The 21,421-nt window shown below is 57.0% G+C and carries 14 protein-coding genes, 2 tRNA genes, 3 rRNA genes and 1 riboswitch; of the genes, 4 read left to right on the top strand and 15 right to left on the bottom strand.

The annotated features are described in order from the left end of the window. Positions 1 to 2: 2 nt before the first annotated feature. From AALG83_07205 to AALG83_07180, 6 genes are all read right to left on the bottom strand, one after another. On the bottom strand, positions 3 to 1,085 hold the full coding sequence (locus tag AALG83_07205) for a hypothetical protein (protein ID MEY8382940.1): 1,083 nt from the start codon (positions 1,083 to 1,085) through the stop codon (positions 3 to 5). A 153-nt stretch (positions 1,086 to 1,238) separates the two neighbouring features. Further along, a 5S ribosomal RNA gene (rrf, locus tag AALG83_07200) occupies positions 1,239 to 1,355 on the bottom strand. A 115-nt stretch (positions 1,356 to 1,470) separates the two neighbouring features. Beyond that, positions 1,471 to 4,382 (bottom strand): 23S ribosomal RNA (locus AALG83_07195). Between the two features lie 147 nt (positions 4,383 to 4,529). Beyond that, positions 4,530 to 4,606: transfer RNA gene (locus AALG83_07190), tRNA-Ile, on the bottom strand. Positions 4,607 to 4,610: 4 nt separating this feature from the next. Beyond that, positions 4,611 to 4,686 (bottom strand) — tRNA-Ala (locus AALG83_07185). 100 nt (positions 4,687 to 4,786) lie between these two features. Continuing rightward, positions 4,787 to 6,319, bottom strand: a 16S ribosomal RNA gene (locus AALG83_07180). The 16S, 23S and 5S rRNA genes sit together here with 2 tRNA genes alongside, the layout of an rRNA operon. A 364-nt stretch (positions 6,320 to 6,683) precedes the next feature. Then, positions 6,684 to 6,773: riboswitch (TPP riboswitch) on the top strand. Positions 6,774 to 6,851: 78 nt separating this feature from the next. On the opposite strand from AALG83_07180, the gene thiT reads away from it, so the two are divergent. Beyond that, on the top strand, positions 6,852 to 7,652 hold the full coding sequence (thiT, locus tag AALG83_07175) for an energy-coupled thiamine transporter ThiT (protein ID MEY8382939.1): 801 nt from the start codon (positions 6,852 to 6,854) through the stop codon (positions 7,650 to 7,652). A 184-nt stretch (positions 7,653 to 7,836) separates the two neighbouring features. Here thiT and AALG83_07170 read toward each other — a convergent pair whose 3' ends face one another. The 5 genes from AALG83_07170 to AALG83_07150 form a co-directional block, all read right to left on the bottom strand. Then, positions 7,837 to 8,031, bottom strand: coding sequence for a DUF1858 domain-containing protein (locus tag AALG83_07170; GenBank protein ID MEY8382938.1), 195 nt, complete (start codon positions 8,029 to 8,031; stop codon positions 7,837 to 7,839). Between the two features lie 62 nt (positions 8,032 to 8,093). Then, complete coding sequence (locus AALG83_07165; protein MEY8382937.1) at positions 8,094 to 8,477, bottom strand: hypothetical protein; 384 nt, start codon at positions 8,475 to 8,477, stop codon at positions 8,094 to 8,096. Positions 8,478 to 8,570: 93 nt separating this feature from the next. Then, positions 8,571 to 9,290, bottom strand: coding sequence for an MBL fold metallo-hydrolase (locus tag AALG83_07160; GenBank protein MEY8382936.1), 720 nt, complete (start codon positions 9,288 to 9,290; stop codon positions 8,571 to 8,573). Positions 9,291 to 9,299: 9 nt separating this feature from the next. Beyond that, entirely contained in the window at positions 9,300 to 12,686 is a 3,387-nt protein-coding gene (locus AALG83_07155; protein ID MEY8382935.1) for a UvrD-helicase domain-containing protein, read from the bottom strand. After that, positions 12,652 to 15,861 (bottom strand): PD-(D/E)XK nuclease family protein, encoded by a 3,210-nt coding sequence (locus tag AALG83_07150; protein MEY8382934.1) that lies wholly within the window; start codon positions 15,859 to 15,861, stop codon positions 12,652 to 12,654. Before AALG83_07150 ends, AALG83_07155 begins: the two co-directional genes overlap by 35 nt. Positions 15,862 to 15,888: 27 nt before the next feature. On the opposite strand from AALG83_07150, the gene AALG83_07145 reads away from it, so the two are divergent. After that, a complete protein-coding gene (locus tag AALG83_07145) occupies positions 15,889 to 16,353 on the top strand; it encodes a hypothetical protein (GenBank protein ID MEY8382933.1) in 465 nt (154 codons plus the stop codon). Positions 16,354 to 16,607: 254 nt separating this feature from the next. Here AALG83_07145 and AALG83_07140 read toward each other — a convergent pair whose 3' ends face one another. From AALG83_07140 to AALG83_07130, 3 genes are all read right to left on the bottom strand, one after another. Continuing rightward, on the bottom strand, positions 16,608 to 16,841 hold the full coding sequence (locus tag AALG83_07140) for a polya polymerase (protein ID MEY8382932.1): 234 nt from the start codon (positions 16,839 to 16,841) through the stop codon (positions 16,608 to 16,610). A 113-nt stretch (positions 16,842 to 16,954) separates the two neighbouring features. Next, a complete protein-coding gene (locus AALG83_07135; protein ID MEY8382931.1) occupies positions 16,955 to 17,680 on the bottom strand; it encodes an RluA family pseudouridine synthase in 726 nt (241 codons plus the stop codon). Further along, positions 17,677 to 18,528 (bottom strand): class I SAM-dependent methyltransferase, encoded by an 852-nt coding sequence (locus AALG83_07130; protein MEY8382930.1) that lies wholly within the window; start codon positions 18,526 to 18,528, stop codon positions 17,677 to 17,679. The genes AALG83_07135 and AALG83_07130 overlap by 4 nt, the downstream gene beginning before the upstream one ends. Positions 18,529 to 18,588: 60 nt before the next feature. On the opposite strand from AALG83_07130, the gene ispE reads away from it, so the two are divergent. Together ispE and AALG83_07120 are read left to right on the top strand one after the other, a co-directional pair. After that, complete coding sequence (gene ispE / locus AALG83_07125) at positions 18,589 to 19,461, top strand: 4-(cytidine 5'-diphospho)-2-C-methyl-D-erythritol kinase (GenBank protein MEY8382929.1); 873 nt, start codon at positions 18,589 to 18,591, stop codon at positions 19,459 to 19,461. Next, on the top strand, positions 19,458 to 20,369 hold the full coding sequence (locus AALG83_07120; GenBank protein MEY8382928.1) for an alpha/beta fold hydrolase: 912 nt from the start codon (positions 19,458 to 19,460) through the stop codon (positions 20,367 to 20,369). The genes ispE and AALG83_07120 overlap by 4 nt, the downstream gene beginning before the upstream one ends. Before the next feature lie 77 nt (positions 20,370 to 20,446). Here AALG83_07120 and AALG83_07115 read toward each other — a convergent pair whose 3' ends face one another. Continuing rightward, positions 20,447 to 21,322, bottom strand: coding sequence for a class II fructose-bisphosphate aldolase (locus AALG83_07115; GenBank protein ID MEY8382927.1), 876 nt, complete (start codon positions 21,320 to 21,322; stop codon positions 20,447 to 20,449). Between the last annotated feature and the right edge of the window lie 99 nt (positions 21,323 to 21,421).

Raw genomic sequence — 21,421 nt, 5'->3', positions numbered from 1 at the left:
AGTTACCCGCATACTTTGCAGAGATCGCGCCCGCCTGCCTGGCTGATGGTGCCCGAGTAAATTTTCTTGGAACGTGCAAGGGTCGGGCAGCCGTCAGTCGTGTGATACTTTTTTCCCTTGAGAACCCAGTAAACAATTCTTCCCGAATCGCTTGGTTTGGAAGGGGGTTCCGGCTCCTGGGCGGCCGGGGAGGAAGGCTTTGGCTTTCCCGGCTCTTCCGCCGCCTGCGCCTCTTCTGCTTTCTTTTGCCCCAAAAGCCGCTCAGCCTGCTCCAGCGCCTGGTAGTTCTTGACCAAGGGGCGAACTGCTTCTGGTAGGCTATTATAATATTCTCTGGCCGCAGTAATGGCATCCTCGCTCTCCAGCCCCGCCTCGCCTATGGCGTCTATCCTGTCCTGCGCCTCTTCGGCCTGCCGCCAGGCCTCCTCCTGAAGCTGCTGGAGCGCCTGTTCTGCCGCCAGCAAGTCGCCATAATTGCTCACAAGCGCCGCCGCATCCTCCTCCAGCGCATCGTAGGCCTGCCGGGCGATGAGAATCGGCTCACCGCTTTGCAGGGTTACTTCGCCAATCTGCACAATGGCCTGCTCAGCCGCGAAAGCCTGGCTCTCCATTTTTTCGCGGTCCAGCACATGGATCTTGACCGCATTGGACTGCACTTTGCCGCAGTAGACCATGAAATCCGCATTGCCCTCCTGCTCTGCGCGCAGCTCATAGCAGTATACGCCTTCGCTTTTCCGCTTGAGCGAGGGCGTCGCTACATTGGCATCGCTGATCCAGGTGACCAGTTCGGATGGCTCCGCAGATTCGGGCGCAAGCGCAAGCTCCACTTCCACCGTTTCCCCAAGGCCAATTTTAACTTCCTGGCTTAAAAGGCTAATTTTTGCCGGCAAAACCGGCCGTGAAAGCCCTGAAGCCAAAAGCGCCGCACACCAGAGGGCACTGGCCACTGTCGCTCCAATTTTGAGCCCCCTGCCCCATTCCAATTGGTATTTCCATAGCAGATAGATGCCCAGCGGCGGGAATAGAACCAAAAACAAGATGCAGACCCACTTTTGACCAAGCCATTCCATTTCTCTATCTCCCATTTATTACACTATTTTCCATTTATGGATGTTTCTATAATAAGTGCGGGATGGAGCAGCGTCAATGCGGTCGCCGCATAACGCAGGATAATGGCGGCCTAACGATAGTAAAGAAGCAAAAAAAGAGATTCTCAAAAGAGAATCTCCAAAAATAGAAACCGGCAGCTACCTAGTCTCCCACACCGTTGCCAGTGCAGTACCTTCGGCGTATAAGAGCTTAACTTCTGTGTTCGGGATGGGAACAGGTGTATCCTCTTAGCTATCGCCACCGGAAACTTTATGCGCTTGTCATATAGTATGCCATCTTCGACTTGAAATATACCACATACTCCAAATCTTTGTCAAGCACACTCAAAACTATATAATATCCTACTCCAAACTAATTTGTATGATCAAGTCCTCGGCATATTAGTATCAGTCAGCTAAACACATTACTGTGCTTACACCCCTGACCTATCAACCTCATAGTCTACAAGGTGCCTTACTTCCTTTAAGGAATGAGAAGTCTCATCTTGAGGGAGGCTTCACGCTTAGATGCTTTCAGCGTTTATCCCGTCCGCACATAGCTACCCAGCGGTGCTCTTGGCAGAACAACTGGTACACCAGTGGTGCGTCCATCCCGGTCCTCTCGTACTAGGGACAGCTCCTCTCAAACTTCTAACGCCCACGATAGATAGGGACCGAACTGTCTCACGACGTTCTGAACCCAGCTCGCGTGCCGCTTTAAATGGCGAACAGCCATACCCTTGGGACCTACTCCAGCCCCAGGATGCGACGAGCCGACATCGAGGTGCCAAACCTCCCCGTCGATGTGGACTCTTGGGGGAGATAAGCCTGTTATCCCCGAGGTAGCTTTTATCCGTTGAGCGACGGCAATTCCACTCTCATACCGCCGGATCACTAAGCCCGACTTTCGTCTCTGCTCGACATGTCTGTCTCGCAGTCAGGCCCCCTTATGCCTTTGCACTCTAACGCATGATTTCCGACCATGCTGAGGAGACCTTTGGGCGCCTCCGTTACCTTTTCGGAGGCGACCGCCCCAGTCAAACTGTCCACCTGGCAATGTCCAACGCCCAGTTCATGGCACGTTGTTAGAGTTTCAACATTAGAAGAGTGGTATCCCAATGGCGGCTCCCTGCCTGCTGGCGCAAGCAGTTCCTAGCCTCCCACCTATGCTGTACATCCAATGCCGAAATTCAATACCAAGTTACAGTAAAGCTCTACGGGGTCTTTCCGTCTAGTCGCGGGTAACCGGCATCTTTACCGGTACTACAATTTCACCGAGTCCCCTGTTGAGACAGTGACCAAGTCGTTACGCCATTCGTGCGGGTCGGAACTTACCCGACAAGGAATTTCGCTACCTTAGGACCGTTATAGTTACGGCCGCCGTTCACTGGGGCTTCAATTCACTGCTTCGGTTGCCCTAACAGTTCCTCTTAACCTTCCAGCACTGGGCAGGCGTCAGCCCGTATACTTCATCTCTCGATTTCGCACAGACCTGTGTTTTTGCTAAACAGTCGCTTGGCCCTATTTACTGTGACCTATTGCTAGGCACTCCTTATCCCGAAGTTACGGAGTCATTTTGCCGAGTTCCTTAACAGGGGTTATCTCGCTCATCTTAGGATTCTCTCCTCGCCTACCTGTGTCGGTTTGCGGTACGGGCGCCTCTTCGCTCGATAGCAGCTTTTCTCGCCAGCGTGAATTCAACCACTTCCATACTTATGTTCTGTCCCCATCACATCCCAGCCTTAAAGGGAGACGTACTTCACTATCTCCCAAGCCTCAATGCTTGGACGGGTTCTACCATCAACCCGCTTGGTCTATCCTTCTGTGTCACTGCTTCTCTCAAACGCTAAAGGCGGTACAGGAATATCAACCTGTTGTCCATCGCCTACGACCATCTAGTCCTCGGCTTAGGTCCCGACTTACCCTGGGCGGACGAACCTTCCCCAGGAAACCTTAGGCTTTCGATGGTGGGGATTCTCACCCCACTTTCGTTACTCATGCCAGCATTCTCTCTCCTGTGCAGTCCACCACTCCTTTCGGTATGGCTTCTATCCGCACACGACGCTCCTCTACCACTTGTTAATACAAGTCCATAGCTTCGGCGGTAGGTTTTAGCCCCGGACATTTTCGGCGCAAGATCACTCGACTAGTGAGCTATTACGCACTCTTTGAATGAGTGGCTGCTTCTAAGCCAACGTCCTAGTTGTCTAGGCAATCTCACATCCTTTTCCACTTAACCTACACTTTGGGGCCTTAGCTGATGATCTGGGCTGTTTCCCTTTTGACAATGAAACTTAGCTCCCACTGTCTGACTCCCACTCAGTAATATACGGCATTCGGAGTTTGATAAGGTTCGGTAAGCTTTGAGGCCCCCTAGCCCATTCAGTGCTCTACCTCCGTATATCTTCAAGTGAGGCTAGCCCTAAAGCTATTTCGAGGAGAACCAGCTATTTCCGAGTTCGATTGGAATTTCACCGCTATCCACAGGTCATCCCCTAGATTTTCAACTCTAGTGAGTTCGGTCCTCCACGGTATCTTACTACCGCTTCAACCTGCCCATGGATAGGTCACCCGGTTTCGGGTCTACATCATGCAACTATCGCCCTGTTCAGACTCGGTTTCCCTGCGGCTTCGGCGCTGAACGCCTTAACCTCGCTGCATAACGTAACTCGCTGGCCCGTTCTTCAATAAGTACAACGTCACACGCTCTAATCGTGCTCCGTCTGCTTGTAAGCGTAAGGTTTCAGGTTCTCTTTCACTCCCCTCCCGGGGTACTTTTCACCTTTCCCTCACGGTACTATTCCGCTATCGGTCATCAAGTAGTATTTAGCCTTGGGGGGTGGTCCCCCCTGCTTCCCACCAGGTTTCACGTGCCTTGTGGTACTCTGGTACCGGCCGCCCGATCTTCTCTTTCACTTACAGGACTTTTACCTTCTTTGGTGCCGCTTTCCAACGGTCTTCAGTTAGATACCTTCGATGGCTTACGCCGGCCCACAACCCCGGACGTCCGAAGACTTCCGGTTTGGGCTCTTCCCCGTTCGCTCGCCGCTACTAAGAGAATCGTTCTTACTTTCTTTTCCTCCGGCTACTTAGATGTTTCAGTTCACCGGGTTCCCTCTGCAAAGCTATGGATTCACTTTGCAGTGACAGGCTTTTACACCTGCCGGGTTTCCCCATTCGGACATCTGCGGATTAACGCTTGTTTGCAGCTCCCCGCAGCTTTTCGCAGCTTACCACGTCCTTCTTCGGCTCTTGATGCCTAGGCATTCACCCTACGCTCTTGTTCACTTGATCATTTTTTCCTAAGACTTTTCAGATAATTTCCTTACTCTCAGCTTTTTACAGCAAAATTGTATTTCTTTTACCCTAAAAGTTTTTTTAGTTTGTTTTGCATATTATATAGTTTTCAATGTGCTTTTCTTCAAAGGCTTCCACCCTTGATGGTGGGCTCAAGTGGACTCGAACCACCGACCTCGCGCTTATCAGGCGCGCGCTCTAACCGGCTGAGCTATGAGCCCCTAATGGTGGAGATGAGCGGAATCGAACCGCTGACCCCCTGCTTGCAAGGCAGGTGCTCTCCCAGCTGAGCTACACCCCCAAAAGAGTGTGGTTTCCTTCTTCTTTACCTTGACAATATGAGCGTAAAAAATACTTGACTTAAAACAAGCTTCCCTACTAGTTTGGTTGTTACACCTTAGAAAGGAGGTGATCCAGCCGCACCTTCCGATACGGCTACCTTGTTACGACTTCACCCCAGTCATTGGTTTCACCTTAGACAGCTCCCTCCTTGCGGTTAGGCCACTGGCTTCGGGCGCCCCCAACTTCCATGGTGTGACGGGCGGTGTGTACAAGGCCCGGGAACGCATTCACCGCGGCATGCTGATCCGCGATTACTAGCAACTCCGACTTCATGTGGGCGGGTTGCAGCCCACAATCCGAACTGAGACCGGCTTTTTGAGATTCGCTTACTCTTACGAGCTCGCCGCTCTTTGTACCGACCATTGTAGCACGTGTGTAGCCCAAGACATAAAGGGCATGATGATTTGACGTCGTCCCCACCTTCCTCCGAGTTATCCCCGGCAGTCTCATTAGAGTTCCCATCCGAAATGCTGGCAACTAACAATAGGGGTTGCGCTCGTTGCGGGACTTAACCCAACATCTCACGACACGAGCTGACGACAACCATGCACCACCTGTCACCGATGCTCCGAAGAGAAGGCGTATCTCTACGCCGGTCATCGGGATGTCAAGCCTTGGTAAGGTTCTTCGCGTTGCTTCGAATTAAACCACATGCTCCGCTGCTTGTGCGGGCCCCCGTCAATTCCTTTGAGTTTCAGCCTTGCGGCCGTACTCCCCAGGCGGAATACTTATTGCGTTTGCTCCGGCACAGAAGTCTTATGACCCCTACACCTAGTATTCATCGTTTACAGCGTGGACTACCAGGGTATCTAATCCTGTTTGCTACCCACGCTTTCGTGCCTCAGCGTCAGTTACAGTCCAGTAAGTCGCCTTCGCCACTGGTGTTCCTCCTAATATCTACGCATTTCACCGCTACACTAGGAATTCCACTTACCTCTCCTGCACTCGAGCACAGCAGTATCAGAAGCAGCCCCGGGGTTAAGCCCCGATATTTCACTTCTGACTAACTGCGCCGCCTACGCACCCTTTACGCCCAGTAATTCCGGACAACGCTTGCTCCCTACGTATTACCGCGGCTGCTGGCACGTAGTTAGCCGGAGCTTCCTCCTATGGTACAGTCACTTTCTTCTTCCCATAGGACAGAGGTTTACAACTCGAAAGCCTTCTTCCCTCACGCGGCGTTGCTGGGTCAGGGTTTCCCCCATTGCCCAATATTCCCCACTGCTGCCTCCCGTAGGAGTCTGGACCGTGTCTCAGTTCCAGTGTGGCCGATCACCCTCTCAGGTCGGCTACTGATCGTCGCCTTGGTAGGCCGTTACCCTACCAACTAGCTAATCAGACGCGAGCCCATCCATAAGCGATAAATCTTTGACCCCTCTGCCATGTGGCAATGTGGTCTTATGCGGTATTAGCAGCCGTTTCCAGCTGTTATCCCCCTCTTATGGGCAGGTTGCTCACGCGTTACTCACCCGTCCGCCACTAAGTAACTAAAAATTCCTTCCGAAGAATTCCTTCTTAGTTCTTCGTTCGACTTGCATGTGTTAAGCACGCCGCCAGCGTTCGTCCTGAGCCAGGATCAAACTCTCAATTAAAATCTTAACAGTTCTGCTTTCGCTTCCCTGCTTTTTCCTTCTTAAGAGTAGTCCAAGCTCGTCTTTTTGTCTTTCTTTTTTACGCTATATTGTTTTTTCAAGGTCCGCTCCGAAGAGCGCTTCTCTATATTACCAAACACCCTCCCCTTTGTCAACTGGTTTTTTGCATTTTTTCTGAAAAATAATCATTTTTTTGAAAAAAACCGCAAAACAGGCAAAAAAACGCCTGTTTTACCTGGCTGACACCCATATACCAGCATGATAAATTCATCACAGCCAGTTATTTTTCCGCAAAAAGTTTGCGGTGGAGAGAAAATTTGACAAACCTGCCGCCGCATGACATAATATCTCCAGAACCAAATAATGTTACCGCTGGGGGCGCCTTCGGGCTGAGAATGTACCCTTCGAACCTGATATTGATAATGCATTCGTAGGGAAGCGGAACCGAGAAAATGGATCGTTTGCCCCGCAGCCATGCTGCGGGATTTTTTTCGGGATTTTCAGGAGCGCTCCTCCGGCAAAGGAGGAAACAATGAAGGAACAAAAGAAGAACTCGGGCGAGCTGCGCACATGGCTGCTGCTCGCGGGCATCGCACTCATCCTGGCCGCGGCCGGGCTCATCGCATTTTTTATCAGCGATGGCTTTGGCGGCGTAGAGGAGGAAGTTACCTTCCAGGTCTTTTTCGAGAAGATTGGAGAGAATATCTGGTGGGTGCTGGGCAGCCTGGCCGTCATGGCCGCGGGCGTGGGCATTCTATTCTACTATAATAAGAAAAAAGACGCCGGCCTCTCCCGCTCTGCCTGGACGATCCGGGAAATTGCCGTGGCGGCGCTCTGCATCGCGCTGGCCTTCGTGCTCTCGTATATCCGGCTTTGGAAAATGCCCAACGGCGGCTCGGTTACGGCGGCCAGTATGCTGCCCATCCTGCTGTTTTCCTATATCTACGGGATGCGCAAAGGGCTTTTGGCCGCCATCGCCTTCGGCATCTTGCAGTTCATCCAGGAGCCTGTTTTCCTGAACTGGATGCAGTTCGTGCTGGACTATCTGCTGGGCTTTGGCGTGCTGGCCATCGCAGGCGCTTTCCGCAAAAACCTCTATCCCGGCATGGCCCTGGCCTGCCTGGCGCGCTACTTCTGCTCCTTCCTTTCGGGAGCCATCTTCTTTGGGGAGTATGCCCCGGCAGGGCAATCCGCCTGGGTTTACTCTCTGGGCTATAACGCCAGCTATATGCTGCCCGAGGCCGTCATCTGCATCGCCATCGCGCTCATTCCGGCCATGCGGCACAACATCGAATCCCTCAAAGCCCAGGCTTCGGCCAAGGCTGCCAAATAGCATCAGGCAAAACGAGCGCACCGCAGACTGCAAAACTGCGGTGCGTTTTTCTTTTCCTACATTATATATAGGAAATCATATGTTTTTTCGGCGCTCGCATTTCTCATCGGCGGCCAGGCTTGCGGAGCCCCGGTTTTGGCGCAACAAAAAAAGGCCGCGGAACACCGCGGCCTTTTCGCATCTCTTACTCGCCAAAGAACTCGTTGAGCTTAGCGACGAGAATATCGGCATCCAGCCCATGCACCATGCATGCCTGCTCGATGGATTCGCCGGACGCGGAAGGGCATCCCACGCAGTGCATGCCCGATTCCAGGAAAATCTCTGCGCTGTTAATATCTTTTTCCAGCACTTGCCGGATGGTCATCTCTTTTGTAATCATGTGTTTCTCTCCTTTTGCTTGATACCCTTATTATATCCAATTTGAGGGAAAAATCAATTCCATCAGGTTTTTTTCTCAAATTTTTTCCCGCACCGGGGGCAGGTGATTAAAATCTTGCCCTTTCCCCTGGGCACGCGCACCTCCTGCCGGCACTCCGGGCATTTATAGTGCCTATGCGTTTTGGCATCCGCTCTGGGTTTAAATCCGGAAAAGAAGTTTTTGACGCGCTGCCATCCCCGCAGATAGGCCGCGTTCTCCTTTTGCCTGGCGTAGATATTGCGCGAAAGCATCCGCCAGACGGCAAACGCAAACACGGCCGGCGCCAAAAACGAAAAAAACGGCAGGAACATCGAGGCAAGGTTGAGCCCGATGCCCACGCACATCAAAAACAGCGTCAGGGCATCGCTGCCATAGCGCCCCTGCATAAACCGACGAATCGCATCCATTCCTTCTCTTCCTCCTCTGCGCCGCCTTCAAACATTCGCCGCAGGCAAGCCTGCAATTCTATCCTATCTCAAAGATATGAACAAAACAAAAACTCAGCATGAAATTTCCAAAACATCTCCGGCAAACTGCGGCGCCCAGACCCGCGCCTTGCCCTGCATTTTCTGCGCAAACCGCCGCGGCGCAGCAAACTCCTGGCCGAAGTGCATGGGGACGAGCAGGCCGCAGGGAACTTTGTGCAAAAACTCCAGGGCGCCGTCGTCCAGCAGCGTGCCCAGGCGAGGATCTACCGGAAAAAAGGCGAGATCTGCCCGGGGCATTTTGGGCGCAATCTCCGCCAGCGCCTGGCTGAAGGCCTGCCTGGCCTCGGCCTCTTCCGCCGGGGTGTTTTCCCCCGCCCAGTGCCAGCAGTTGAGATCGCCTGCATGGAAAATCGTCTTGCCAAAGGCCTCAACCTGGAAGGAAATGCCGATATCCGTGGAGGGATGAGCCGTAACGCGCAGGGTTTCATCCGCAAATACCTGGCCGCAGGCCAGCTTTTGCGCCAAAACGCCCTGGGGCGCGGAGATTTCGCTATCCAGCAGGTAGGTTACCCCCGCTCCTGCCCAATCGAAAATTTTGGGGTTAAAGTGATCCGCGTGGCTATGGCTGACAAAAATATATGCCTTCTCATAGCTGCGCACCTGCTCCCGGCAGAGAAAACCCTCTTCCGGCCCACCCTGGTCGTTTTCCGGGAACTTCCAGCAATCGAACACCAAAAGCACGCCGCCCTCTTCCAGCGCAAACCCGCTGTTATCCAGATACCTGATTTTCATAAAATCCTCCTAATACAGTTGCAGCGCCGTATGCGCCCGCAATAGATAGAGATAGCTCTCGGCCACGGGCTTTCCCGTGATGCGGGTGAGCGCCTTGCGGTAGAGATCTATCTGCGTCTGATAGGCGCTGGCCAGGGCGATGAGCCGGCTTTCCTCGGCCATATTGGATTTATAGTCCACCAAAATCCACTTGCCCTGCTCTTCAAACACCAGGTCGATGATGCCCTGCACCATGATTTTCTCCTGGCTATCCGCGATGCCCACCTCCTGGGCCGTTACCGAAAGGCTGAACGGGATTTCCCGCAAAACAGTTTGAGAAGCCCGGGCGCGGTAGGCCAAATCGCTGGTCAGAAAGCTCAAAATCTGCGGGAAAAAGCCGCGCAGGCGGGCGGCCTCCTGCTCTGTCAGGATGAGCTGGCGCACCATGCGCCGCGCCTCCTCCTCCAGCCCCTGCTGGCTTTTGCAGGCAAAATCCACATGCTGAAGGAAAAGATGTGCCAGCGTCCCCAGTTCGGCGCCGCCATCCTCTCCGCTGTCTGCCGCGTGGTAGGCCGGGCGAACCTCGCCTTCGGCATCGTCCATGGCGCGCAGCGTGCTCACGCCGATTTTCACCGGGATGCGCTCGGCCTCATAGCGCAAAAAGGGGCGATAGGGCCGCCTGCCCGCCGCCAGCAGGCAGGCTTTCAAATCAAATGGTTCCTCCTGCCTGCCGCCCCCGGCCGCCTCTCCGCAGATGCTGTGCGCAATCTCTATCTGCTCCTTTGCCGGGTGCACCCCCTGATACCAATCCGCCATGCAGGGAAGCGGCAGCAGCGCCGAGAGCGCCCATTCCAGCAGGCTGTTTTGCGCCAACAGGTCGTACCACGCGAAATCCTGGCTGAGCTTTGCAAAAAGCTCCTGGCTTTTTTTGACGGCGCCGGATAGAATCAGCCGCTCTTTGGCCCGGGTCAGGGCGACATAGAGCACGCGCAGTTCCTCGCTTTTGAGCTCTTTTCCCATGACGTAGGCAAAAAGCGCGCGGGTCAGGGCCGGGCGGGTGGTGCGGCGCTGGGCGCTGATGAGATCGGATGCGATGCCCAGGCCAGAATGCAGCAAAATGCTCTGGCTGAAATCCTGCCGGGAAAATTTGCTGTCCATGCGCGCCAGGATGACCACGGGAAATTCCAGGCCCTTGCTCTTGTGCACGCTCATGATGCGCACGCACCCGCCCCGATCCCCGGCCTGGCGGAACTCGGAATACGCCCCCTTGCTTTTATAGACCTCCTCCAGCTGCACCACCAGGCCATAGAGCATGCGCTGCTGCTGGGCATAGGAGAGGCAGCGGGCGAAAAACTGGTCGAACGCCTCCTTTTTCTTGGCGCCGCCGGGCAGGGCCGCCAGATGCGCGGCATAATCCGTCTCGTTTTTGAGCAGTGTCAGAAAAGCGGGCAGCGGCAGGCCCCGGGAGAGCAGCCGCCATCTGCGGATTTTCTCCAGAAACGCGGCGCACTTTTCGCCCAGGGCATCCGCATACCCAGCGTATGCCGCGAAGGCCTCATAAAAGGAGTGGGCCCGGTCTGCCTGGCGGATGAGGGCCAGCTCGCGCTCATCGAACCCGCCGATATGGCTCTTCATCACCGAGAGCAGGGCGATATCCGATCCAAAGCTATCCACAGTTTTGAGCAGGTTTACGAACACTTCCACGCCCACGAATCGGGTGAACCGGCCGTCGGGCGTCTCGGAATCGATGCCGTAATCCGCGAAAACTTCCGCGAAAATCTGGCTGCTGATTCTGGTCTTGCGCAGCAGCACGCAGATATCCGAGGGCGCATAGCGCTTTTCGCCCTGCTCATCCCGCTCCTCCAGCAGCTGCAAAATGCGCCGGGCCACGGTATGCGCCTCTTTTTCTGCCGCGCCGATATCCTCCTCCTGGCCGGCGGCATCAAAATCCGTCAGCAAAAGCTCCATCCCGCCGCCCTGCTCGCGCTTTGCGATGAGCTGTTCCTGCTCGGTATATTCGATTTCCCCCAGCTCCCGGCTCATGAGCCGGCTCATCATATAGTTGATGGGCGCGATGACGCCCGGGGCGCTTCGGAAATTCTCGTTCATGCGGATAACTTGCTGATCCGCCGCCGCGCCCTCAAACTCCCGGGTCTTTTGCAGGAAAATCATCGGGTCGGCCAGGCGGAAGCGGTAGATGCTCTGCTTGATATCGCCCACCATAAAGCGGTTATCCCCCCGGCTGATGCGGGAAATCAGCGCCTCCTGGACGGGGTTGGTATCCTGGTATTCATCCATGAAAATATAGTCATACCGCCCGGCATAGCGCCCGGCCGCTTCCTCCTCTTCCAGCAGGCGGTAGGCAAAGGCGATGAGGTCGTCGTAATCCAGCATATGTGCCTCCCGCTTGAGGGCGGCATAGCGCTGTTCGAAGCGCACCAGCACCCGGTGCAGAGCCTGCGCCAGCTCCCGCTGATAGGCGTTTTCCTCCCGCAGAAGGGGCATAGCCTCATCGGGCAGAGCGCGCCTCAGCTCGCTCAGTTCCTCCCGAGCCTGCTTTTTGAGCTCCCGCAGCAGTTCTTTGCCCTCGCCGGCCGGGTTCTTGCGCTCCAGCGCGGAAATTTTGAAAGAGGCCAGCTCTGCGCCAAAGGCGGCGAAATCCCGCTCCAAAAGCGCCAGCAGCGCCTCGGCCTGCTCCAGCTCCTGCTGGTTGTTCAGCGACTGCTTTTCGCAGAATTCATAGTGCGCCTCCAAATCCTGCCCGCGCCGCAAAAGCGCCCGCAGGCGGCGCATACCCACCTGGCATTTCTCCTGCAAAACCGCCGCCAGGCCCTGCTCATCAAAGCGCTGGGAAACTGCCTCCAGCCAGCCCAGCCGTTCGGGGCGGCTGGTGCAGAAGGAATAGACTTGCAGCAGCACTTCTTTCAGGCGATCATCCGTCCTCCCCGAGTAGCGGTCCCGCAGGGAGAGGAACTGGGCGTCCTCCTCCTCGTAAAGCTCAGTAAAAACCTGCTCCAGCGCCTTTTCGGCCAGAACGTCGCATTCCTCTTGCCCGCCCACGCGCATCCGCTGGGGCAGCCCCAGCGCCAGGAAGTTTTCCCGAATCAGCCGGGCGGCAAAGCTGTGGATGGTGCAGATATCCGCGACCTGCACATACTCTGCCTGCGCCTCCAGCCGGAACTGCCCTAGCTCTTCGGCCCGGGCGGAGAGCTCCCGGCGGATGCGGTCCCGCATCTCTGCGGCGGCCAGGTTGGTATACGTTACGATGAGCATACGCCGGATATCCGCGCCTTCCTCGATTAAGGAGACGATGCGCCGCGCCAGCACGCTGGTCTTGCCGCTGCCCGCCGCCGCCGAGACGAGCAGATTGCCGCCCCGGCTCTCAACAGCCTGCCGCTGGCGGCTGGTCAGCTCCATTTTCGCCACTTTCCCCTCCTATCTCGCCAAAAAAGCGCGCTTTCTCCATCTTCTGCTTTTGCCGCACCTGGTTGCCCTGATAGAGCTCGTCGAACCCGCAGACGGCGTGGTAATCGCAGTACCGGCAGGGCAGGTTTTCCCCATCCGCCACCGGGCAAAGCGAGAGCTCCCCCTCGCTCATCTGCGCCGCCGCCTGCAAAATCAGCTTTTTGGTGTAGCCAAAGAGCGCCTGCATCTGCTCTTTGCTGAAGGTGTTCTCCCCGTCTGCCAGGCCGCCGGCCTTCTGCCTTATATTCATGCTCTGCTCCTGGCCGGAAAACGCCTGCGCCACCGAATCTTCGGCCAGGATAAAGCCGTTCATCTTAAATTTGGAGAGCCGGCTTCCCTCCTCGGCATCCTCCGGAATATAGGGCAGCTTGATCTCGAAATAGAACCCGCCCGCCGGGAAGACTTCCCTGCCGTGGGCGCGGTAGTAGTTTTCCACCGCCATGAGGTAGACGATAAGCTGCAAATTCAGGCCGTAGTAGACGTCCGTCAGGCTGAATTTTTTGGCGCCCGTCTTGTAATCCACCACGCGCACATATGCCTGGCCGCCGGGTGCGGCTTCATCCACCCGGTCGATGCGGCCGCGCAGGGTCAGCCGGCCATACGGCGTGGGCAGGGAGAAGATATCCCCGCCAAAGCCCGCCTCGCTAGCCGCCACGCGCACGCCGCTTCCCTCCAGCTGGCTGCGCACAGCCCGGGCCGCCAGCGCCGCTTCTTCCCGCAGGCGCTTTTCGCCAAAGGCAAAGCGCTTCTCCCGGAAAATGCCGCGGTTGTGCTCCTCCATGCGCTTTTCCGCCGCGCTGTCCACTACTTCCTGCAGGAGAGCGTCGTCTATCTCGGCCCAGGAGAGCTTTCGCTCGGCCAGCTCCTGGGCAAAATCATCCATCAAATCGTGCACATACGTCCCGGCACTGCCCGCATCCTCCTCAAACTCCCGGATCTTCTCCGGCCGGATGCCGTATTCCATGAAATGCCGGTAGGAACACTCGAAATAGCGCTCCATCCGGGAGACGCTGGCCGCCGGCGGGCCGTATAGCCCCCGGGCGACCGCTCTGCCCAGGCTGGCCGGCGTGTTGTCGAACTGCACGCTGGGCAGCAGCTCTGCCAGCTTTTTCTTCTCTTCGCCGATATAGGCCGAGAGCAGTTCGCTCTGCGCCTGCCCGCCGTCTGCCAGCGCCCGAAGCTCCATGGCCAGGTTGTCGTAAGAAGCCTGAGCCGAGCGCAGAGGCCGGCACTCGGCCTGCTCCTCCTCCAGCATGGGGAAAAGGCGATGCAGGCGGTGCACCAGATGCGAAGCCGGGCCGTCTTCCCGGTTATAGCAGAGCACCAGCCGCTCGCCCGCGGCAAAGCCCCGGCGCAGATACGCCTTTTGGTCGTCGAACTCCATTTTATTGGGAAAGGCCGGCAGTTCTTTGCGCAGCTCGGCAATCTCGTAGTCGTTGATGAGGCCGGAGCCATCCGGCGTCAGCGGCAGGCTGCCCTCGTTCGCCCCCAGCACGATCACCAGCTTTTTGCGCTCGAAAATGCTGTGGGTGATATCTCCCAGGCTGACTTCGTCTGTCGCCGGCGGGATGATGGAGATTTGCGCGGCTTCAAAGCCCGCCTCCAAAACCTGCCGCAATTCCCGGGCATCCATCTGCTCCCCCAGCGCCTGCGCCTGGGAAATCAGGGCGCGCATGGCCTCGTAAACCTGCCGCAGATAGCGGCCCTCGGCCAAAAAGCCCAGCCGCTCCAGCTCTGATGCCTGTTCTTCCAGCTTTGGGCCAAGGCCGGAGCGCTCCAGATATTCCAGCAGCAGCGCCGCGATATTCTCCTGCTCCGCCCTCTGCTCCAGCTCCAGAAGCGGCCCGAAGGCGCGCTGACGGAGCGCTTCCATCTCCTCGCCGCCCTTCCGGAAACCGCGCCGGAAGGCATAGCCCCGCAGGCCGTATTCCCGGGCATGGCGCACCAGGGCCGTCTCCTCCCGCTCATCGCAGAGAAAGCCGCATTTTAAATGCCGCAGAACGTCTGCCAGCCGCCATCTGCGGCCAGCCAGGATATCCAGCGCCGAGAGGGCAAATTCAGCCGCACTGCTCTCCAGAAGCGCCCGCTTGCTCTCCAGAAAGAACGGGATGCCCGCCCGGGCAAACACATCCCGCACGGCCGCCTCGTATTCCCCCATACTGCCCGCCAAAATCGCGATTTCCCGCATCCGGCCACCCTGCTCGCAGGTGTGCTCCAAAATGCGCTGGGCCGCGTATTCCACTTCCTTTTGCTTGCTCGCCGCACAGACAACTTCCACCGCCCCCGGCTTTTTCTCATACTGCCCCCCTGGGTAGGCATAGATATTTTCCTGCAAAAAGCCGATTTCCCCGGCCGGCTTTGCTTTCCATTCCCGCATGGAAACGGCAACCCCTTCCGAGCGCGCCAGCGCTTCCAGCCGCTTAACACACTGCCACTGTTTTTGCAGAACGCCGTCGTCTGCCGCCTCGATGAGCAGTTTCAGGCTGGCCGCGCTTTTGGCCAGCGCCGCGATGCTCTTCATGCGCAGAGCAGGCAGAATATCGAACCCGAAGATGACGATATCCCGCTTTTTCAAATAAACCGAGCCGGCGAATTTGCCCTGCGCCAGCTTTTCCTGGTCTCTTCCATCCATCATGCTCCCGCCCGAAAGCGCCAGCATCTGTTCAAAGATATCCGCGACGTCCAGCAGCTTGTCCGCCGTAAAGGCGTGCCGCCCCGCGGCCAGAGCCCGCAGCTGCTCCGGGAAAATTTCCTCGCTTTTGAGCGCCGAAACCAGCTCGCCCACCCGCTGATGCAGGCGCTCGTCCTCGGTATTCAGCGCCCGAAGCCCCTGGGCCTGGCGCATGGCGCGCTTGGCCAGCATGGCGACGCCTGCGCCGTCCAGCGCGGGCAGGACGCGGCCGCCCTCCAGCTCCAGGATGCGGGAGGTCAGCTTCTCAAAACTCATGACTTCCAGCTCCAGAAAGCCCTGCACGCCGCACTCTCTTAGTATGCCGGATTCCACCAAAAAGCTGGCCTGGGCTGGCACAAGAATCAGCGTCGGCCGATTTTCGCGCAGTGCCTGGCCTGCCATGCGGTAGAGCTGCTCCTGCAGCGCATGATAGTGGCTCGAATAGATAATTTCCATAGGCTCCTCCGGTAGCCCTATTATACCATGATAAAGGCAAGCGTCAGCTTGCTTCTTCTTTTAGCGCCGCGGCAAAGCGGAGCGGCGCCATGGTTCAATGAATCCGGGAACCCGTTTGAAATCTCTGATTTCAGTAACGGGTGGAATCATTATACCATGTCGGCAGCGCGCGGCGTGCACTGCCGGCAGCCGTCAATGAACGCTCGGCCCTTTGTGCGTTCATTTTACCACGGTAAGGGCAAGCGTCAGCTTGCTTCTTCTTTTAGCGCCGCGGCAAAGGGGCACCCGAATGGCGGAACAGAAAAACCTTTCATCGCCGCTCGCGCAGCTGACAGTCGGTTTGCCAGTTCGTACATGCTCACACAGAACGTGCCTGCCTACCCGCGCCGCTCCGCCCAATTGATGGGGCGTAACAATTTGTCAGAGAGCAAATGCTCTCCCATTTTCAGCCCGCCATGCGAATCGGCCTTCCCCCCGCAACCCCATTTTTAAAAATAGGTAAGGGGGTATGGGGGCTTGCCCCCATGACTACCCATTGCCCTTGACCTTTTTATTATCATCGTGGAATCATTATACAATAAAACCGGCTCAAAGGCACGGGATTTTTCTTGCCCGGCAGGCTCTGCCAGCATTTGCCAAAGGCTGTGCAAAAGAAAAACACCCATGCGGCGCATCGGTGTTTTTATATCTCAAAAATGATTGATTGCGTTTTTTAGCGGCTGCCAAAGCAGCCTTTTTTTGGAAGATTAGCCCTTGATGAGATAGTCAAGAAGCATGCTCATATCTTCCGGCTCGGAAACAACCAGCTCGACTTCGTCGATGGATGCATCCTTGAACATCTGCGTGAGCGCAATATACTGGCAGAGCTTGCTCTTCAGGTTGAGTCTGTCGCCTTCGGAAGTAACCAGCTCAACGCTGCCCTTGCAGTTGTTCAGAACCTCAAAAAATTTTTGGGGCTCGCTGATGTTTTGAATTTTCATCGCTTTCCTACCTCCCTATTCTACTCGGCATATTCCATGCCTCTTTAGATATTTCGCCGTCTCCCAGTAAATTCCTGCCTATCTCCTGCTATTTTTTCAAAAATGCGGCGATTTTATTCGTCTTCCGGCAAAATTGCTTCTCCCAGCTCTGCCGCAGCCTTCTTCTGGGCATTTATTGCCTGCCGCATGGCCTGCCCGAAGGGCGCGAACGCCGGGGCGCAGGGAAGCGAATAAAAGCGCATGGCCTGCTGTTTCGTCGGGTGTGCAAAGCCAAGAAAATAGGAATACAGCGCCAAATCCTGCCCGCCGCTTCCGTATTTGGCGTCGCCGGCCAGCGGCCACCCCCGGGAGGCGAATTGCAGGCGAATCTGATGCGACCGGCCCGTGAGCAGGCGGATGCGCACCAGCGCTTGCCCGCTTTTCTGCTGCAAGACCTCATATTCCAGCGCCGCCTTTTTGGCGCCGCGCTCCTCCGGCCGGGCGATGCGGGACTGGTTTTTGCGCGGGTCCTTTACGAGATAGTCCTCCAGCCGGCCTTCCCTTGGCGGCGCGCCCTGCACCACGGCAAAATACCCCTTTTGCATCTCTCCCCGGCGAATCTGCTCGGAAAGGCGGCCTGCGGCCTTGCTCGTCCGGGCGAACACCATCAGGCCGGAAGCCGGGCGATCCAGCCGGTGCACCAGCCCAAGGTAGACTGCCCCGCTCTTTTGGTATTTCTCCTTGAGATAGGCCTTGAGCAGAGTGAGCATATCCGCCGCCCCCGAGGCATCTGCCTGGGCCGGGACGCCCGCCGGCTTTTCGGCCACCAGAAGGTGGTTATCCTCGTATAGAATGTTCACGCCTGCCACCTGGCCGTCGTCCCGCAGGGCAGATAGATGCGCTGTTCCTGCACGGGCAGAACCAGGCTGTCCGCCTGAATGCTGCCGCCCAGCTTCTCTGCCACGCACTGCTCCAGCATGTTTTGCGTAACCACAGCGGAGAGGCCGGTGGTATAGGAATTGATGATGAAGAACTTGGCATCCTCCGCCAGCAGTTTGGCGCACTCCTCCACCAGCGGGAAAAGATGCTCCTCCACCCGCCAAATCTGCCCGCTGCTGCCCCGGCCGTAGCTTGGAGGATCCATGATGATGCCCTGGTATTTCCTGCCCCGGCGCTGTTCGCGCAGGACGAACTTCATGCAGTCGTCTACCATATAGCGGATGGGCGCTTCCGCCAGGCCGGAAAGAGCGGCATTCTCCTTGGCCCAGGCCACCATGCTCTTTGCCGCATCCACATGCGTCAGCCGCGCCCCGGCCCTGGCCGCCGCCAGCGTCGCTCCGCCCGTATAGGCAAAGAGATTGAGCACTTCCTCGCCGCCCGAGAGCGCATCCATCATAAACTGCCAGTTGGCCGACTGCTCGGGGAACAGGCCGGTATGCTTAAAGCCCGTGGGCCGCACATAAAAGCGCAGGCCGCCATAGCCGATTTCCCAGCGCTCGGGCAGCTGTTTTTTATATTCCCAGTGCCCGCCGCCTGTGGCGCTGCGGTGATAGACCGCGTGGGCCTTTTCCCAAAGAGCGGGCCGGCTCTTTTTCCAAATCACCTGCGGATCCGGCCGGGCCAGCAGATAGCCGCCCCAGCTCTCCAGCTTCATGCCGTCGCCCGTATCCAGCACTTTATAATCCGAAATTTTATCTGCAATGATCATATCTTCCGCCTTTCTTTTCCATTTTAACATATCTTTGGCGTTTTATGCTATAATACATTCATGTTAACCATTCAGGCAAATGCAAAAATCAACCTATATCTGGAAATTACCGGCACGCTGGAAAACGGCTACCACGCTCTTTCCATGATCATGCAGAGCATCTCGCTTGGCGATACGCTCCGCATAGAGCAGGCGGATGCGCTCTGCGTGCATTGCCCGGGCGTGCCCCAGGAGCAGAACAGCGCTTTTCGGGCGGCGCAGCTCTTTTTTGATGCCGCAGGGCTGGCCGGCGGCGCGCGCATCGAGATTTCCAAGCGCATACCTTCCCAGGCCGGGCTTGGGGGCGGCAGTGCGGATGCGGCGGCGGCTCTTTTGGGGCTGAACGCGCTCTATGGCAACCCGCTTGGCCCCGATGAGCTGGCGCGCATCGCCGTGCAGATTGGCGCAGACGTCCCCTTCTTTCTGAAAGGCGGATGCCAGCAGTGCCAGGGCATCGGCGAGGTGCTCACCCCGCTGGAAAATGCGCTTTGCCCCTATTATCTGGTCGTTCAGCCCGAGGGCGGCGTCAGCACCCCGGCGGCCTACCGCAAATACGACGAGCTGGGCGGCCGGCAGGGAGACCTGGCGCTCTGCAAACAGGCGCTGGCGGCGGGGGACCTGGCGGCCTTTGGCAAGGCTACGGCCAACAGCCTGGAGCGCGCGGCAAAGGCGCTCTGCCCGCCCGTCGCCCAGGCGCTGGCATTCCTGCAAACATGCGCAGACTGCGCCCTGATGACGGGCAGCGGCAGCGCCTGCATCGGTCTGTTTGCAGACAAGCCCCGGGCAGAGGCGGCGCTGCAAAAGGCCCGCGCCCGGTTTCCCTTTGCAGAGCTGGCGCAAAATGCGCCGGCAGGCATCTACATTCACAGCACCAGCAATACGGAGGCACTATGAAGCATCAAACCGAAATTTTTCATCTGAATTCGGATGCCGACGGCCTGCGGCTGGAGGGGACGCTGGTGTTCCCATCCGGCGCGCCCAAGGGCATCGTGCAAATTTCCCATGGCATGGCCGAGCATCGCCAGCGCTATTTGCCCTTTCTGGATTTTCTGGCGGATGCGGGCTATATCGGCGCCATTCACGACCACCGGGGGCATGGAGGCAGCGCCAAAGGCCCGGAGGACTACGGCTATTTCGGCGCGCCGGGCTGGCAGGGGGCCGTCTCGGATTTGGCGCAGGCTGCCGCCTATCTGAAGGGGCGCTTCCCCGGCCTGCCCCTCTCCCTCTTCGCCCACAGCATGGGGACGATGATCGCCCGCATCTTCCTCAAGGAGCACGACGGCGAAATTGCAAAGCTCGTGCTCTGCGGGCCGCCCACGGAAAACAAGCTGGCGGGAGTTGGCATCGCTCTGGCGCGGGCGCTGGGGGCACTCTGCGGCGGGCATCACCGCAGTGCTTTTTTGCAGAGCCTGGCCTTTGCGGGATACGACAAGAAGGGAGATCCGGAGAATTCCTGGGTCTGCGCCAATCCGGACGCGCGCTCGGCCTATCAGGCAGACCCGGCGTGCGGCTTTGTTTTCACGATAAACGGCTTTGCGGCGCTCTTCTCTCTCATGCGGGAGTGCTTTTCCAAAAAAGGATGGCAGATGCGGCACGCGGATTTGCCCATCCTGCTCATGGCCGGGGCGGATGACCCCGTCATCCAAAGCCCGGCGGCTTTTGAACAGGCGGCAGAGTTTTTGCGGCGGCGTGGCTATGGCGATATCTGCACCAGGCTCTACCCAGGCCTGCGGCACGAACTGCTGAACGAGCGGGAAAATGAGCGCGTCTATGCAGATGTGCTGGCCTGGCTGGAGGAGTGAGGGCAAGATAGGCCTCGGCCGTCATTTTATGAAGGCACAAAAAAAGAACCGGAAAAATCCGGTTCTTTTTTTATTGCTTATTTCTCGGTGGTATCGATTTCGAAGAAGCCCAGGCCCTTGTTCTCGACTTTCCAAGCTTTGTCCTTGCCGCCGAACAGCTCGATGTAGTAGGAAATCTGCTTGACGATGCCGTTGGTGATGGAGTTCCAGATCATGCCGGGGATGCCGTCTTCGTTGATCTGGCGGACAGCAGCTTTTGCAAGGTCGGTGTAGATATTGACCTTGTTGATGCCCAGCTGGCAAGCCTTCTTGAGGTTCTCATCGCCCGAGCCGGAACCGCCGTGCAGAACCAGCGGGAAGCCGTTGGTCGCCTTCTTGATCTCGACCAGGCGGTCGAAATCGATGTGGGGCGTGCCGACATACTCGCCGTGCGCCGTGCCGACTGCGACAGCCAGCATATCAATGCCGGTATCCTCGATGTATTTGACGGCCTCTTCGGGCTTGGTCAGGCCGGCATCTCTGTCTGCGGCATAGCTTGCGCCCTGGCCGACGTGGCCCAGCTCAGCCTCAACGCTGACGCCCAGCGCGTGTGCAACCTTGACGAGATCCTTAACCTCTGCAACATTCTCCTCATAGGGGAGCGTGGATCTGTCGACCATGATGGAGGTGAAACCAGCGGCGATAGCGGCAACGCCTTCCTGATATGTGCCGCCGTGATCCAGGTTGATGGCAACCGGAACAGCAGCTTTCTCTGCCAGCTGGGTCAGATATTTGCCATAGAAAATGATATCCGGGGTTGCGCCATAGGCGACGTCCAGGATAATCGGAGCGTTCATCATCTCCGCAGCCTGGAGAACCGCTCTTGCATCCAGCTCATGCGCCACGTTGGGGGCGGCAACGCCGTAGTTCTCTTTGCTGGCTCTATCCAGCATCTCTTTCATCGTTACGAGCATAATAAGTACCTTCCTTTCAAATCTACTGTAAAAAGCTTATGCTGTTTTACCAAATTTCACTATTCATATGATAGCAGACTCCTGGCAAACTAACAAGAG

It is taken from the genome of Christensenellaceae bacterium 44-20 (assembly GCA_041223705.1).
GTDB lineage: Bacteria > Bacillota > Clostridia > Christensenellales > Christensenellaceae > QANA01.
The sequence above is the reverse complement of the archived record's forward strand: the minus strand, read 5'-3'. Positions and strand labels throughout refer to the sequence as shown.